Raw genomic sequence first — 16,258 nt, 5'->3', positions numbered from 1 at the left:
GGGCTTTTCTTCAGGATACTTTACCAGTTTACCTTCGGAGATTTATAAAAACCAACCCCTTGGATATCCCATCTTTTCCCATGACTAGAAATTCGCTTGCTAAAACTTTCCCAGCTTCTTCTCTCCTTTTTAGTCCAGGCTACTTCTGCTATAGCAGATAATCTTGGAAATACGAGGTAATCGATATCTGCCTTGTTGGTTACAGTTTCAGTCCAAAGCGGAGCCTCTACTCCCAAAATATTTTCTGCAGTAATTCCCTCGGTGTATTCTGCAGGGTCCCATAAGTATGCTGAATCCAACTCCACATATGCCGCCCAATGCAAGCCAATTCGGCTGGTGCTGTCATATTGCATATCTAAATAGGCCTTCTTGGAAGGAGACATCAGGACCTTATTTCCCTGCTCTTTGGCCAATTTGGCATTTTCTTCCAAAGCCCAGAATTGAGCGACATTCCCGGGAAGCAATTTTGCGGTTGCAATCTCATCCCAACCAATGCTTGTTTTATTGTACTTAGAAACAATATCCTGTACTCGCTCCACAAAGTAGACATAGTCATCTTTTTCAGTCACATGGGACTCATCACCCCCAATATGAAAATAAGGTCCCGGCGTGATTTCAGAGATTTCTCTTACCACACTGTCTACAAAAGCATATGTCAACTCCAACTTAGGGGCAAAAGTACTCCAACCTACCTCTATGCCGGTATAGAGTTCAGAAGCCTGAGGGTTCTTCAATGGCATTTCATAATCTAAAGGAGCTTTGTTTACCGAATCCAAATTACCATCCGGCAAATTCACACCGGGATTCAACTCTGCATAAGACGCCAAAGCTGAATTGGTGTGACCTGGCATGTCGATTTCAGGCACAATGGTAATGAAACGATCTGCTGCATAAGCTACGATATCTTTATATTGCTCTTGGGTATAGAATCCGCCTTCTCCCCCACCTACTTCGGTGCTTCCACCTATTTCAGTTAGCTTCGGCCATGATTTGATTTCAATCCTCCAGCCCTGATCATCTGTCAGGTGCAGGTGCAGGTAGTTCAACTTGTAAATGGCCATCTGATCGATGTAATATTTTACATCATCGACAGAAATGAAATGCCTTGCCACATCGAGCATAGATCCTCGATATTCAAAGGTCGGTGCATCTTTTATGGTTCCTCCTGGAATTTCCCAATTAGCGGTCTGTGTGGTTGAATTGGCAATTTCCTGAGGAAAAAGTTGAAGTAAGGTCTGGACCCCATAGAAAAGTCCAGCTTCGCCGGAAGAAGTAATTTTGACACCTGAATCGGAAACTTCAAGTTCATAAGCTTCTGCCTTGTCATTTCCTGTCAGTTCCAAAACAATTTGACCGCCATCAAAAGAAACTGGAATCTCATAACCAGTTGCCGGCCTCAGTTTACCAGCCAGATACTCTCCTATTTTAGTAAGCTGATCTCCGCTTCCAACGAGCTTTATTCCAGATTCGGCAGTTAAGGTAAAGGTTCCTCCGCCGTCTGTAATCTCCTGAGGGAGTGGAATAATAGCTGATTCAGAAAGTGGAGCAGTTTTTTTACATGCCCCCAAAGCAAGCGTACCGGCCAGCAGGAGGGCCCAGAGTGATTTTTTCATGTTTCGGGATTTTGCATAAACTTACTTGAAATTTTTAAATATCTCTTTTCCACTAATTATATAAAATCTAAAAATCCAGGGTTGCCAATCAAGTTCAATAGAACAGGTCTTTCCAATACCTTTCACATGGGACAAAATCAACTTTCCATTCAATTTTTAAGCAAAATCCAAGGATTAGTATCAGTCATTTGATAATTTGAGCCTTTCAGTTTCTAATAAACCTACAATACAATGGAAAACAGTAATTCCAACCCTGAACAGAACTCAAGAAGAAGTTTTATCAAAGGCTCTGCACTGGCCCTTGCCGGATTTTATATTGTCCCAAGACATGTGCTTGGAGGTCCGGGATACATCGCCCCGAGTGACCGATTGAGAGTTGCTAGCATTGGGGTCGGTGGTATGGGTGCCGGAGATGTAAGTGGAGTTTTCAGAAGCGGAAAAGTAGATATGATTGCACTTTGCGATGTGGACGATACTCGGGCAAAAAAGAGCCGGGATGATCATCCTAAAGCAGCCTATTACAAGGATTACCGCATCATGCTCGAAAAGGAAGAGAAAAATATCGATGCAGTAACCGTCTCCACACCAGACCACATGCATGCGGCTCAAGCTATGATGGCTATGAAAATGGGCAAACATGTGTACGTTCAAAAACCAATGTCTCATGACATCTATGAAGCCAGAATGCTTACTGAGGCTGCAGAAAAATATAAAGTGGTTACTCAAATGGGTAATCAGGGATCATCCGGAGATGGAGTAAGACAAATGGTCGAATGGTACAATGCCGGACTGATCGGCGAAGCGACAAAAGTGTACACTTGGACCAACAGACCGGTTTGGCCTCAGGGAATTGAATGGCCAAAAACCCCAATTGCACCTCCAGCGGACCTCGATTGGGATCTTTGGCTAGGTACTGCCCCTTATAAAGACTATGTTGGGAATTTGGTTCCTTTCAATTGGAGAGGCTGGTGGGATTATGGTACAGGCGCTTTGGGAGACATGGCCTGTCACATCATAGAGCCACCATTTCGGGTTTTGGGACTTGGGTATCCCAAATCTGCTGAATGCTCAGTAGGATCAGTTTATGTCGGAGAGTTCCAAAGGGGTTATTTTCCCGAAAGCTGCCCTCCTTCTTCACATATTACGCTACGATTTGACCGGCCAGGAAAACCGGATCTTGAATTTCATTGGATGGATGGTGGTATTCAACCAACCAGGCCAGAGGAACTTGAGCCTAATGAAATCATGGGAGATGGTGGAAACGGTGTAATTATTGAAGGCACAAAAGGTAAAATGATGTGCTCGACCTATGGAGCCAATCCAAAATTGCTTCCTACCAAACGCACTCAGGAAGTAAGCGTTCCGCAAACTGAATACAGAGTTCCTGAAGGTGACCGAGGCCATTACAACAACTGGGTGGAAGCTTGCATCGGAGGATATGGTTCTGATCAATTCAAAAAATTAAGTTCTCCATTCTCAGTTGCAGGACCTTTGACCGAATCCGTTCTGATGGGGAATCTGGCTATCCGAAGCTACGATTACAGAATCCCAAGAGCAGGTTCAAACAACCAATTTGATTATCCGGGTAGAGGAATCAAACTAATTTGGGACGGTGCCAATATGAAAATAACCAATTTCGAACCAGCAAACCAGTTTGTGAGGCGAGAATACCGAGGGAATCATACCCTATAATTTTTTTAAACACCAAGTATGAAAAAGGGCTTCCAATTAGATGGAAGCCCTTTTTTTAGTTCTCTACTGCTAACTCGACTCTTCGGTTTTTGGCTCTGCCTTCCTCTGTGGCATTGGAAGCAATGGGCCGCGTGCCTCCCCATCCGGAAATCCTTAGGTTTTCAAAATTCACCCCTTTACTGATCAAAAAGTCGCGAACGCTTCCTGCTCTGTCCAATGAAAGCTTTTTGTTCAGTCCAGGGTCTCCCACATTATCAGTATGTCCATTAATCCGGATTTTAATCTGCGGATTCTCAATTAGAAATGCAGCTAAATCACTTAGACTAGCCTCAGTACTCTCCCCTTCCAATTCAGCGGTACCTCGCTTAAAATTCACATTTTCCAGTAAAACAGTACTTCCAGGTTGGGCTTTGGTAAGTTGGACTTCTGTCTTGGTTTTTGGATCCAAGGATTCAATCGGAACTTGCTTTGGAAAGTATCCTGGAGAAGAAATCTTGACCGAAGAAATTCCTTCCTCAATCAATTTTGATTGGAGTAAAACCTCCTGAAAATCAATTTCCTCTACCCCCTTTAAAAAAGCTATGGTAAAAGGTAATTCAGTTTTGCTTTTACTATCTACAACTAGCCAAGAAATGGGCAATTCAACATTCACAGTTGGTTTTTCCAGGGGAGCAACAGGAGGTTTTGAAAGGTTAACATCAGTTGAGTCAGTCAACTTAACTATCACAGTTTCTTGTTTCACTTCTTCCACTTGGGTAGTCTTAGCCAAACTTTTAGGCTCTTCCGTTTTTGGCTGAGGAAGTACAGGGGCCACAAACTCAGTAGGAATCACCAAAGGAACAGGAGTGGAAAAGGTCATCAAATCCGCAAAACCATCACTGTTTTGTGTGCTCGTCCAAACAACCTCATCCTTGCTGATAAACGTGATTGAAGCTTCCGAACCGCGGGAACTGATTTGATCCCACTTTTCAGGCTTACTCCAACTATCCCATGTTTCCCCCATTCGCTTGGAAATCAGAATATCCTTTCCGCTAGCTCCCTGATGAGAATTTGAAGAGTAATACAATTGGTTAGTAGCAGGATCAAAAAATGGCCCCATCTCCTGGCCAAAACCATTGATGGTTGGTCCAAGATTTCTGAGTTCTGACCAATCGGACATTCCTGTTTTTTCACTGAAGTAAATGTCTTCATTCCCAAAACCACCTGTTCTTTTACCCGCAATGAAAATCACTTTTCCACCGGTAGCCACTCTTCCGGAAACCGGACCATCGAAGGAATCTAATCCTGGAAAATTTACAGATCTGAGGTAATTCCAGTCTTGACCAAATTTTGAAAATTGATGAACTGAGCTTTTACCTGCTTCGATCCTTAAAATCAACAAGGTCAAAACATCCTCCAAACCCAATGCAAGATCATATCCTCTGCTGCTAAGATCAGGCCGATGGGTCGCTTCTTCCCAGTCGCCGTTTGCTCCTTTGCGAGTCATCCAAATATCTCCTGAATCGCTAGCTCCACCAAGATTGGATGGGTGAAAAGCCCTTGTAAATAGCAAGGTGTTATTCCCGATCCAAACCGGATTAGTGTCGTCATTTGGGCTATTTGCCCCGGAAAGCGATCGAAGCTGTTGAGCTTCAATTTCAGAGAAAAAAGAAAAAGCAAGCAGCGCGAGGCCACTTGCTTTGAATACCAATCGTTTATTTTTTTTCATACTTATTGATCCAGCACAATGGCAAATACCAGTGGTGCTACGATCGTTGCATCGGATTCGATAATGTACTTTGGCGTATCCTGTCCCAGTTTGCCCCAAGTGATTTTTTCATTTGGAACAGCTCCTGAGTAAGATCCATACGAAGTAGTCGAATCTGAGATTTGGCAGAAATAGCCCCAAAGAGGCACATTTGTCCGCTGTAAGTCCTGATGCAACATCGGTACCACACAGATTGGGAAGTCACCTGCAATTCCCCCGCCAATCTGGAAAAATCCGATGGTACTTTTTTCTGTTGCGTTTTGGGTGTACCATTGAGCCAAGAACATCATATACTCAATCCCGCTGCGAACGGTGTGCACATTTTTCACATCGCCGGAAATCACATGGCCTGCGTACATATTTCCCAAGGTAGAATCCTCCCATCCTGGAACGATGATAGGAAGGTTTTTCTTTGCCGCCTCTAATAGCCAGCTGTTTTTAGGATCAATCTGGAAAGATGCATCCAACTTGCCTGAAAGGAGGATTTTATAGAAAAACTCATGTGGGAAATAGTGCTCGCCCGCTGCATCAGCCTTCATCCATTCTTCCAAAATCACATTTTCGATCCGACGCATGGCTTCCATTTCCGGAATACAGGTATCCGTCACCCGGTTCATGTGTCTTTCAAGAAGTGCCTGTTCCTGTGCAGGTGTAAGCTCACGGTAATTGGGTACGCGCTCATAGTAATCATGCGCAACCAGATTAAACACATCCTCCTCCAAATTGGCACCGGTACAGGAAATGATCTGAACCTTATCCTGACGGATCATTTCTGCCAGGGAAATTCCCAATTCAGCAGTGGACATTGCACCGGCAAGTGTGACCATCATTTTTCCTCCGTTATCCAAATGTGCTTTGTAACCCTCTGCAGCGTCAATCAAAGCAGCGGCATTGAAGTGGCGGTAGTTGTGTTTTAAAAATTCCGTGATTTTCATTTCGTTCAAGTTTTCAATAGAGGCGCAAAAATACCCAATTTTTACCCACAAAAAAACCCGGATAAAATCCGGGTTTTGAGACAATCAATTTTTACTTTTTTTATTTTTTGGCTGTTGAGTCGGCTGGAGTGGTAGTTACTCCAGATGGATTCGCTGCATATTTTTTATTCAAACCATCGACAACAGAGGCTGTCACATCAATTGCTTCGGTAGCATACCACATCGCTCCACCGCGAGTATAGCTAAGAATGATATCGTAGCCATTTTCCTTGGCATAGTCTTTCATATAGGCCTGAACTTGCTCGTATACATCATTCATCAATTTAGCTTCATCAGCAGATAATTCCTGCATCAAGTTATTTCGATAAGTCATCAGGTTCTGCTCCTTTTGCATCAGTTCATCCTGCTTGGCTCTTGCTTGGTTTGGAGTCATTCCTCCTCCGGTTTGCTGGAAAGTGGCTACTTCCTGCTCAAAGCCCCTTGCTCTGGACTGAAGGTCAGAGTCAAATCTTTTTCCCTTTTCGGTGATATCTGCGGACAACTTTTTGAAGTATTCATACTTGTTGATAACAGAGTCTGTATAAACAAAAGCCACTTTTATATCACCTGCAGCTACTCTTTCTTCAGAAGTAGCTCCTTCGGTAGTAGAAGCGGTTTTTTGATCACAGGAATAGAATAGTACTGATGCTAATCCCAGTACCGCGATGAATTTTAATCCTTTTTTCACTTTTAATTCGTTATGGTTGACAGGCCGCAAATATATAGAAAGTATTGATTTTGCAAGAAAAGCCGATTCAGCTTGAAGTTAAAATCAGTTAAGTCGTTAAAAGTAAATCTCTTGAGCCAACCGAAAAACTTGAGCATGAGCATCTATAATGTCTTTGATTCGTTTGGAATATCCTCCACCCATGCAACACATCACCGGAATTTGATGACGTTTAGCCATTGTCAAAACTGTTTTATCCCGTTGTCGAACGCCTTCCTGGCTCAAGGCCATTCGTCCCAACTGATCTGAACTCAAGACATCTACCCCACATTGGTAAATCATAAAGTCGGGTGAAAAATACTCCATAATTTTTGGCAAAACCCCGTTAAGACGTTTAAGGTAAAGATCATCCCCAGTTCCATCCGGTAAAGCAAGGTCTAGGTGAGACTGTTCCTTTCGGTGGGGATAATTTTTCTCACCATGCATACTAAAAGTGAAAACATCATGTCTTCCTCTAAAAATCTGAGCAGTTCCATTTCCTTGATGTACATCCAAATCTACTATCAAAACCCTTTTTGCAAGGTGTTTTTTTAGTAGAAAATTGGCTGTGATAGCCAAGTCATTCAACAAACAAAAACCTTCTCCTCGATCCGTAAAGGCATGGTGAGTGCCTCCGGCAATATTCATCCCTATTCCATGATTAAGCGCAAAAACTGCAGCCTGAACAGATCCACCTGCGATTTGAATTTCCCTCTGAATTAATTCTTGGGAAAGTGGAAAACCTGTAGCACGAATTTCTGACCGGGTTAGGTTCTGAGATTTGAGCTTGTCAAAGTAGATCGGATCATGAGTGGTTAGAATCACATTCTCGTCCAGCAAATCAGGGACAAAGAAGTTATCCTGGGTAAGTGTGCCCTCATACAATAACTGTTCTGGCAGCAAATTGTACTTCTCCATCGGAAAACGGTGTCCGGGAGGGAGCGAATGAGCATAGGATTCTGACCAGGCAACTTTGAGCATAAAAAAGGCGCTGGTTTTTAAACCAGCGCCGCAAATGTATGTTTTGAATTTTTCTAAAATCAGATCTCGTCCTCTTCCGTCTGAAAGGCATAAAGAGTGTCGTCAAGTGTCAGCGTATCTTCATTGAATTCCTGAACAAACTTTGAAATAACCTTTTCGGATATGGTTTCAACATTTAAAGCTGCATCCAAGCCAATTCCAAAGTCGTGATTGGTATCTATATCCACGAATTCCTGAACTTTCACAGATTCTTCCTCCTCGATTTCCATGATTATTTCAGTGATAAACCAGCCGATCTCTTCTTCTTCGCTGGTTAATGGCTTCATGTTGCCATTTTCATCTTCTTCGTAACTGATACTTTTGAAATTTGGAAACTTTTTTGCCGCTTCATGCTCCGCAAGTTCATAAACCTCACTGGCATGGTGAAGGCGAAGCGTATATAGAGCGGCATCGTAAATAACCTCACGTCCTTCATGCATTCCAATGAAATAGAAATTGACAAACTCATCTGAATTCTCTTCATCAGGGATAATTTTGAAATTTTTCCCTGATTTTTTTAGCTCAGATTTGAGATTCTCGATATTGTTCGGGTCGAATCCCGGATTGGTAAAAGGCATGGTTAAAAATTTTAAAGTGCTTTGAAGGTTGAATCTAAATAACTGATAATGCCAAATTTTATTTTTAATATAACTCTAGAAAGTAAATGAATAAAATGAAACCAACAAAATTTGATCAGGATTTTGTAAATAAATTGATCAAGCAAAAAGAAGGTAAGACACTGGATTTCAAGCAAAAAATAAATTCCAAAGAAAAAATAGCCAAGACTCTGGGCGCATTGGCCAACACTGAAGGCGGTTTTATTTTGGTCGGATTATCAGACAAAAAGAAAATAACCGGAATAGACCCGGAAGAGGAACGATACATGATCGAATCAGCAAATGAGGAATTTTGTGTTCCAAGAGTTTCAATTGCAGTAAAAGAAATCAAAGTTCGTAATGAAAAATATCCAATGTTTTCTGATGAAGAGGAAATATCACTTTTACTTGTAATCGTGAAAAAATCTGAAGGCCCTATAATTTTTTGTAAGAGTTCAAATGGCGAAATGAAAGCGTACAAACGTGTCCATGACCAAACTTTAGCGGTTTGAACTTAGGTCATTACCAAATACCCCATTTATCAAACTAAGTACAATTGCAAATCCTAAAGCCCACCAAAATCCATCAACTGAAAATCCCGGAATAAAGTAATCGGCAATTAAAATAACTAACGCATTGATTACCAATAAAAAAAGGCCAAAGGTGAGAATTGTAACCGGAAAAGTCAGAATGATCATGAGAGGTTTTAAGGTGAAATTGATCAGAACAATAACTGCTGCCAAAAGGAAGCCAGTAAGCCAGGTGTCAATGCTAACACCTCCTAGCAAAAAATCTGCAATAAGAACTGAAATTCCTCCCAACAGAATTTTTGTTAGAACCTTTCCTGCATTATTTTGATTTCCCATATGAGTGAAATTACTAAATCCCTTCAAAAAGGACCAAAAAATGATTATTATCAGGTCAATTTTTAGTTTCTAGACATTGAACGGCCAAGGTTTGTTATCCTTATCAACTTATATTTGTACCAATACTTAATTATTGCCTGAGTGATTATCATTATCTTCTTCCTACTTCACTGGTATTTCTCCCTGTTTTGCCAGAGTTTCTTTCTACATCGTTATGCCGCCCATCAAATGTTTGTGATGAGCAAATACTGGGAAAAGTTTTTTTATTTCTTCACCTGGATTTGGCAAGGTAGTTCTTACCTATCTCCTCGAGCTTATGCCATTCTTCATAGAATGCATCATGCTTACTCCGATACCCCAAAGGATCCCCATAGCCCCCATCATACCGAAAACCTTTTCACCATGATGTGGAAAACCAAAAATATTTACAACGATTACTTCAGCTTCAAACTTAAACCTGAAGATCGCTTTTCAAAGGATATTCCTGACTGGAATAACTTTGACAAGTTTGCAGACAACATGGCTGTAAGATTGGGTTGGGGTATTTTTTATGTTGCACTTTACGTGCTTTGCATTTCGGTATTTGAATTACCCGGCACACATTGGTGGATGTATTTTCTCCTTCCTATTCACTTTTTGATGGGTCCTGTCCATGGCGCAATTGTAAACTGGAGTGGCCATAAGTATGGTTATGCCAATTTTGACAATAATGATAAGTCCAAAAACAGTCTGTTACTGGATGTTTTAATGTTAGGTGAGCTTTTCCAGAATAACCACCACAAGCTTCCAAACAGACCAAACTTTGCTGTAAAATGGTATGAATTTGACCCAACATACCCGATAGTCAAGCTATTGCATGCGACAGGAATCATTAAATTACGAACAGTTTAAGTAACTCAGATAAAAAATTAAGACCTCCGATGGGGGTCTTTTTTATTTTTTCTCCCTTTGAATCAATTGTTTAGAGAGTTACATCAACTAAATAGTAAAACTATTAACACTATTTCTTTGCATTTTAGGAACTAAACGAATAATTTTCTATCGATTTAAAACTTAACACCTTATGAAACCATTAACCAGAGCAGAAGAGGAAATTATGCAAATCCTCTGGGATATCGAACGCGGCTTCGTTAAAGATATCCTTACTCCAATGACAGAGCCAAAACCAGCTTACAACACCGTTTCTACAATCGTAAGAATACTTGAAAGAAAAGGATTTGTAAGCCATAAGTCTTATGGAAAGAGCCATGAGTATTTCCCAATCGTTTCCAAAGACGAGTATAGAACATTCATCATCAAGAGAATGCTGGAAGGATATTTCGACAGTTCTTTTGCTAAGATGACCCAGTTCTTCAAAAATGATGAGTCTTTAAACACCAAAACTTATCAATAAGCGGTGATTTTAAGTGGATAAGCAATAAAAAAAACCCGGTTTCATAAGACCGGGTTTTTTCTTTTTAAAAGAGTTATTTGATGTCTTTAAGCAACTCCTCGACTGCTTTTTCAAGCTGCTGATCAATACCAGCATCAATTTTTCCAGGCATGTTTTTTACTTCAAATTGTGGGCGTGTTTCGTTGTTTTCCAACCATTCACCGGCTTGATTTTTTGCAGAAATGGGAACTGCTCCCCAGCGAGTGCCATCCGGAAGACTTTCCCAACCGGCAAATGAACAGGTTCCTGGGGTGGGCATACCGACCGTTTTACCAATTTTCAAATCAGTGTATCCACAGGCAAAGCAATGTCCATCCGAATAATTAGCCTCATTGAACATCGCCAGTGTAGGTTTAGTCCAACGGGCCGTTGGTTCCCCTCCTACCACTTTATCTGCGGTAGCATAGGTCAGAAAACTTTCTCCCGTAAAAAACATCGTCAAATCAGCCACTAAGTCGCCACCACCATTGAATCTGGTGTCTACTATTACACCTTCCTTATCGAAATACTTGCCCATCATTTCTTCATAGACATTTCGATAGGGACCATCACTCATTCCTGGAATATGAACGTATCCTAGTTTGCCACCACTAAGCTTTTCGACTTCCTCTTGATTCTTCTTAACCCAACGCTTGTAAAGCAACTGGTTTTCTGCAGCTAATGAAATGGGCTTAATGGTGTATTGTTTCCTGGATTGATTGCTTGGATCCAAGACTTCAATCAAGGTGAATTTGTCAGCCTTTCTGTTGAGAAGTTTTGCGAAATCAAATTCAGGTGTGATCAGTTCTCCGTCGATCCGCTCAATTATCATCCCCGGTTTTACCGCCAAGTCAGCTTTGTCCAAGGGTCCTCCTTTTAACACTTCGGTTACTTTAATTCCATTGCCGGAGTGCTTGTAATCAACGAATATCCCCAAAGAACCCGTAGCGTCCGCCATGGAAACTGTTCTGGAAAAACGGGCTCCAGCATGGGAAACGTTCAACTCACCGATCATCTCAGACAGCAATTCTGCAAATTCATAACTGTTGCCAATATGTGGCAAGTACTTCTGGTAGTCCGGTTTGATGGCATTCCAATCAATTCCGTGCATGTCAGGCGTATAGAAAATTCCTTTTGTTCGTAACCAAACGTGCTCAAAAAGATGTGCTGTTTCCGCATTTCGGTCAAAAGTCATTTCCCCTGAGATCTTGATGCTTTCTCTTTTCATCGTTTCCGGATTGATCTTGGAAATGGTTCCATCAGCCAAAAGGAATAGGTTTTTCTGATCCTTATCCCAAACCAGGCGTCCAGAATTTGCATCCAAGGCGATCTCTTGTTTGGTATCTTTGGTTCTCAGATTGGTAGACCAGAGATTCATTCCTTTTTCAAATCGAGCGAGATAAAAGAGTTTCTCTCCGTCCTTGGACAAAACAGCATCACCCATGATCGAAGAGTGAATGGTCAATCTTGACTTTCGATCTTCAAATCCTTCCCAATTGAATACGATGGGATTCACAACGGGATTTCCGGGCTTTTCAGTCTTGGATTTATCCTCTCCGTCTTCAGGCTTTTTGGCTTTTTCAATTTCTTTAAGCAAATCAAACTCTTCTTTGCTCAAGCGGAACTTGTCCCAAGCAGCCTGATCAAAAAACAAAGTGTAAACGTCTTCTTCCATTCGTCCGCTGGTCGCATAGCTTCTCAACCCGTCACGATTGGAAAACCAAATCAGTTGCTTGCCTTCGTTGACCCATTTGGCATTGTTGTCTGAATAGCCGCTTTGGGTAAGTTTTCGCATCTTTTCCTTGCCGGAAGCATCCAAAAGAACCACTTCCGAATTGGTCATCGTAGGTCTGTAACTTGCCAAAAGCCACTTGCTATCAGGACTCCAGGTAAAATACTGATCACCGTCACTCATATGAAAAAGCAAATCCGGCCCCATCAACGTCACAGAGGTCTTTGTGGCCAAATCCAACACCTTCAAACTTCTTCGTCCTTCGATGTAGGCCAGCTTTTTTCCATCTGGGGAAAACTTCGGCAGATAGGCGTCCAGACCCAAGCTCACCAAGGCTTCTTCTTTCAGCAAGGTCGAAGCAAAGAAAAACGGCTCCTCGGCCCGGACCTTTGAACTTTGGTAAATCTGCCATTTTCCATTTCGCTCGGAAGCATACACCAGTGATTTCCCATCTGGAGCAAATTCAACAAACCGTTCCTGTTCAGGTGTATTGGAGATTCGTTTAGTCATCGAACCGTCAACGGAAGTCACAAAAACCTCACCACGGGCTATAAAAGCAATTTCTTTCCCATCAGGTGAAACAGACATTTCTCTTACCCCACCATTGATGGAAATGTAATTATCAGGATTGGAAATGGATTGGGTAGCGATGGTGACTTCGAGTTTTTTTGCTTGCTCTCCTTTTTTCAGGGTATACAACTGTCCGTCAAAACTGAATGACAGAAGGCCATTGTTTGAAATAGAAAGGAAGCGAACCGGAAACTTGGTAAAGTTGGTCAAAGCCTGATTTTGAGCAGGATTTGCCACCGGCATGCTGTAAACATTGAAGCTTCCACTGGCTTCACTCAAGTAGAAGATTTCACTTTCATCCGGAGAAAATACCGGATTCCGGTCTTCTCCATAGAATTTGGTAAGCATGGTGTGCTCATTTTTTTTGGCATCATACATCCAAATGTCTCTTGCTATGCCGGACTGATGATGCTTTCTCCATTCGTTTTCCCCACCTTTTTTATCATGGTAGATCAATTTCGACCCATCCTTATTTGTTTGAACATACTCAGCTGGAATCGTCCAAATCTGATCCACTCTTCCGCCTTTTCTACCCACTTGATAAAGCTCCGGCTGAGAACCGGTTGGATATTGACGATGCTCCGCCAAATCCAATCTGGCAGCTCCGAAGATCACTTTCTGATCATCTGAACTGAAGTCAAAAGGCATTTCGTCTGTGGAATGGTAGGTAAGCCGAGTGGCCTCTCCGCCGGAAACATTCATGATAAACACATCAAAATTGCCATATCGATCAGATGCAAAAGCGAGTTGCATTCCATCTGAACTCCAAACTGGCTTAAAGTCATGTGCTTCATGAAATGTCAGCTGGGTGGCTTTACCACCTGATGACCCAACAAGGTAAAGGTCCCCTTTATACGTAAAAGCAATCTGACTTCCATCCGGTGAAATTGCCGGATATCGAAGCCAACTCGCTGAAGTTTGCGCGGAAGCATGCCCTCCAAAAAGCAAGGTGAATCCCAGCGCAAAAAGAGTTAAATGTTTTTTCATAGGGTAGTTTAAGTTTGGATTCAAAGTAAACAAAAAACAAGGCGGAGTTTCTTCTCGATTTTAAGAACGGAAAAGGAATCCTACCGAAAGCCTGATCTTCCTTTCGATACTCAGGCTCGAAGGACTATATTTGCACGCTAATAAAAACGACCCTTTTTCGATGAATTCATTTATAGAAGAGCTGAGATGGAGAGGAATGCTCCAGGACATGACCCCGGAAATTGAAGAACACCTGAGCAAAGGCATGGCTTCAGCCTATCTGGGTTTTGATCCAACTGCTGATTCCCTCCATATCGGCCATTTGGTAGGTGTGATGACCTTGCTGCATTTCCAGCGGTCCGGACATAAGCCATTTGCGCTGGTAGGTGGAGCAACCGGGATGATCGGAGACCCTTCCTTTAAATCTGCTGAGCGAAATCTCTTGGACAAAACTACGCTTGATCACAATGTAGCCTGCATCCAAAGCCAGCTTTCCAAGTTTCTGGACTTCTCAGGTGATACAGCCAACAAAGCCGAACTAGTCAACAATTACGACTGGATGTCAAAATTTTCCTTTCTGGAATTTATCCGGGATGTAGGAAAGCACATCACGGTAAACTACATGATGTCCAAAGACAGTGTTAAAAGACGTCTGGAAGATGGAAACGGTCTTTCTTTCACAGAATTCACCTATCAATTGATTCAGGGGTATGATTTCTATCACCTTTGGAAAAACAAAAACTGCACCATCCAACTGGGCGGCTCTGATCAGTGGGGCAATATTGTAACCGGAACCGAGCTGATCCGAAGAATGGGTGGAGGAAGTGCCTTTGCATTGACTGTTCCATTGATTACCAAAGCAGACGGAACCAAGTTTGGCAAAACTGAAAGTGGTTCAGTTTGGCTGGATCCGGAAAAGACCTCACCATATGCCTTCTACCAGTTTTGGCTGAATGTGTCCGATGAAGATGCTTCAAAATATATCCGAATCTTCACGGTATTGGACAAAGAAACCATCGAAAAACTCGAAGCCGAGCAAGCTGAGGCTCCACATTTAAGATTGCTCCAAAAGGAAATTGCCAAGCAAGTAACTACCATGGTTCATAGCAAAGAAGACTATGAAATGGCGGTAAAAGCTTCAGAAATTCTCTTTGGCAAATCTTCCACCGAAGACCTTGCTTCCTTAGACGAGAGGACATTTCTGGCTGTTTTTGAGGGTGTCCCACAAGTTCAAATCAGCAAGGAGGAATTCGTCGGCATCGAAAGTATTTTGGATTTGTTTGGTGAAAAAACCCAAGCGCAGATCTTCCCTTCCAAAGGCGAGGCTCGCAAAATGATTCAAGGAGGTGGGGTAAGCATTAACAAAGAAAAAGTAGCGGATCCCAATGCTCCCTTGACCTTCAGCCTACTTCAAAACAAGTACTTACTGGTCCAGAAAGGCAAGAAAAATTATTACATACTGGAAGTAAAATAAACAGCTGACAGCCAGTTGAAAAGGCCTTGGAATCAATTCCAAGGCCTTTTATTATTTCCTACCCAACAAAATAGCACGCTCGTTTTTGACTCCGATTTAATATCTTTGAGCTCACTTTTGAAAGTTACATTTTCACTCATGGCAGGAGAAAAAAACAAGGAAAAACTCATTCTGGATTCGGCGGTCGCACTTTTCACAACCAAAGGCTTTCAGTCTACCCGGATGGAAGACGTGGCCAAACGGGCAGGAATCAGCAAAGGTCTGACCTATTTTTACTATAAAAACAAGGAAGACCTGTTCATGGCCTTGACCAAAAAAGCCTTCGATCAGTTCAAGGAAGAGTTCCGTGAAGTGCTTCGGTCCAAAGGCAAAAACGGATTGGAAATGATCACGGACTTGGTGGGTAAAATTGTCTTTTTCTCCAAGGAACATCCAGTTTATTACCAAGCGATTTTGCACTTCCTGGATGTGCTGAAAAAATACAACGAACCTGCCCAAAGAATGGAAATTGATCCATTGATACTGGATTCCATTCATTTCCACAAGCTTCTTGAAATCCACCATGAGCCTGTCAAATTGGGAATTCAGATGGTCTCGATTGGAATTAAAGATGGAAGCATTCGACCGGAACTTCAGCCTGAAATCACCTTTTATACCATTTGGAGCATGATCATTGGTTTCGAAAAGATGAGCGGTCCTGTTGGTTACGAAGGAAAAGAAGCTAAAATCAGTGCAGAAGCCTGGTTACCGGGATTTATCAAACTGATGCAAGACATGCTCAGAGGGACAATTCAAGCCAGCAGACCGGCTATCGTTCAAACCAGCCTATTCTGATGAAATGCCCATTAGAAAAGCTTCTCTCACAGGGGGATGATTATTCAGGGCCTTCCA

At 42.1% G+C, this 16,258-nt stretch carries 14 protein-coding genes; 6 read left to right on the top strand and 8 right to left on the bottom strand.

The annotated features are described in order from the left end of the window. Nucleotides 1-20: 20 nt before the first annotated feature. Nucleotides 21-1,613 (bottom strand): beta-N-acetylhexosaminidase, encoded by a 1,593-nt coding sequence (locus D0X99_RS13705; protein WP_119478397.1) that lies wholly within the window; start codon nt 1,611-1,613, stop codon nt 21-23. Nucleotides 1,614-1,844: 231 nt separating this feature from the next. Between D0X99_RS13705 and D0X99_RS13700 the strand changes: the two genes are divergently transcribed. Further along, on the top strand, nt 1,845-3,305 hold the full coding sequence (locus D0X99_RS13700; RefSeq protein WP_119478396.1) for a Gfo/Idh/MocA family protein: 1,461 nt from the start codon (nt 1,845-1,847) through the stop codon (nt 3,303-3,305). 55 nt (nt 3,306-3,360) lie between these two features. On the opposite strand, the gene D0X99_RS13695 is transcribed toward D0X99_RS13700, so the two are convergent. The 5 genes from D0X99_RS13695 to D0X99_RS13675 form a co-directional block, all read right to left on the bottom strand. After that, complete coding sequence (locus tag D0X99_RS13695; RefSeq protein ID WP_119478395.1) at nt 3,361-5,013, bottom strand: OmpA family protein; 1,653 nt, start codon at nt 5,011-5,013, stop codon at nt 3,361-3,363. Between the two features lie 2 nt (nt 5,014-5,015). After that, nucleotides 5,016-5,987: a deoxyhypusine synthase family protein gene (locus tag D0X99_RS13690; RefSeq protein ID WP_119478453.1), complete on the bottom strand. Its 972-nt coding sequence runs from the start codon at nt 5,985-5,987 to the stop codon at nt 5,016-5,018. A 100-nt stretch (nt 5,988-6,087) separates the two neighbouring features. Continuing rightward, nucleotides 6,088-6,714, bottom strand: coding sequence for an OmpH family outer membrane protein (locus D0X99_RS13685; protein WP_119478452.1), 627 nt, complete (start codon nt 6,712-6,714; stop codon nt 6,088-6,090). 96 nt (nt 6,715-6,810) lie between these two features. Further along, a complete protein-coding gene (locus tag D0X99_RS13680) occupies nt 6,811-7,713 on the bottom strand; it encodes a histone deacetylase family protein (RefSeq protein WP_119478394.1) in 903 nt (300 codons plus the stop codon). Between the two features lie 59 nt (nt 7,714-7,772). Further along, complete coding sequence (locus D0X99_RS13675) at nt 7,773-8,330, bottom strand: hypothetical protein (protein WP_119478393.1); 558 nt, start codon at nt 8,328-8,330, stop codon at nt 7,773-7,775. 86 nt (nt 8,331-8,416) lie between these two features. Between D0X99_RS13675 and D0X99_RS13670 the strand changes: the two genes are divergently transcribed. Continuing rightward, on the top strand, nt 8,417-8,860 hold the full coding sequence (locus tag D0X99_RS13670) for an AlbA family DNA-binding domain-containing protein (RefSeq protein ID WP_199708095.1): 444 nt from the start codon (nt 8,417-8,419) through the stop codon (nt 8,858-8,860). On the opposite strand, the gene D0X99_RS13665 is transcribed toward D0X99_RS13670, so the two are convergent. Beyond that, nucleotides 8,849-9,214 carry a phage holin family protein gene (locus D0X99_RS13665; RefSeq protein ID WP_119478392.1) on the bottom strand — a complete coding sequence of 122 codons (366 nt, stop codon included), beginning with the start codon at nt 9,212-9,214 and terminating at the stop codon, nt 8,849-8,851. The genes D0X99_RS13670 and D0X99_RS13665 overlap by 12 nt on opposite strands. Before the next feature lie 141 nt (nt 9,215-9,355). Between D0X99_RS13665 and D0X99_RS13660 the strand changes: the two genes are divergently transcribed. Together D0X99_RS13660 and D0X99_RS13655 are read left to right on the top strand one after the other, a co-directional pair. Then, a complete protein-coding gene (locus tag D0X99_RS13660) occupies nt 9,356-10,105 on the top strand; it encodes an acyl-CoA desaturase (RefSeq protein ID WP_119478391.1) in 750 nt (249 codons plus the stop codon). A gap of 172 nt (nt 10,106-10,277) precedes the next feature. Beyond that, entirely contained in the window at nt 10,278-10,607 is a 330-nt protein-coding gene (locus tag D0X99_RS13655) for a BlaI/MecI/CopY family transcriptional regulator (RefSeq protein ID WP_119478390.1), read from the top strand. A gap of 73 nt (nt 10,608-10,680) precedes the next feature. Here D0X99_RS13655 and D0X99_RS13650 read toward each other — a convergent pair whose 3' ends face one another. Continuing rightward, nucleotides 10,681-13,914, bottom strand: coding sequence for a S41 family peptidase (locus D0X99_RS13650; protein WP_119478389.1), 3,234 nt, complete (start codon nt 13,912-13,914; stop codon nt 10,681-10,683). A gap of 160 nt (nt 13,915-14,074) precedes the next feature. Here D0X99_RS13650 and tyrS point away from each other — a divergent pair, with 160 nt between their 5' ends. Both tyrS and D0X99_RS13640 read left to right on the top strand, forming a co-directional pair. Further along, entirely contained in the window at nt 14,075-15,367 is a 1,293-nt protein-coding gene (gene tyrS / locus D0X99_RS13645; RefSeq protein ID WP_119478388.1) for a tyrosine--tRNA ligase, read from the top strand. Nucleotides 15,368-15,505: 138 nt separating this feature from the next. Next, complete coding sequence (locus tag D0X99_RS13640) at nt 15,506-16,201, top strand: TetR/AcrR family transcriptional regulator (RefSeq protein WP_119478387.1); 696 nt, start codon at nt 15,506-15,508, stop codon at nt 16,199-16,201. The last annotated feature ends 57 nt before the right edge of the window (nt 16,202-16,258 follow it).

Origin of the sequence: Algoriphagus lacus (assembly GCF_003583985.1) — a bacterium.
Taxonomy (GTDB): Bacteria; Bacteroidota; Bacteroidia; order Cytophagales; family Cyclobacteriaceae; genus Algoriphagus; species Algoriphagus lacus.
This window is presented reverse-complemented; position numbering and strand designations above follow the sequence as displayed.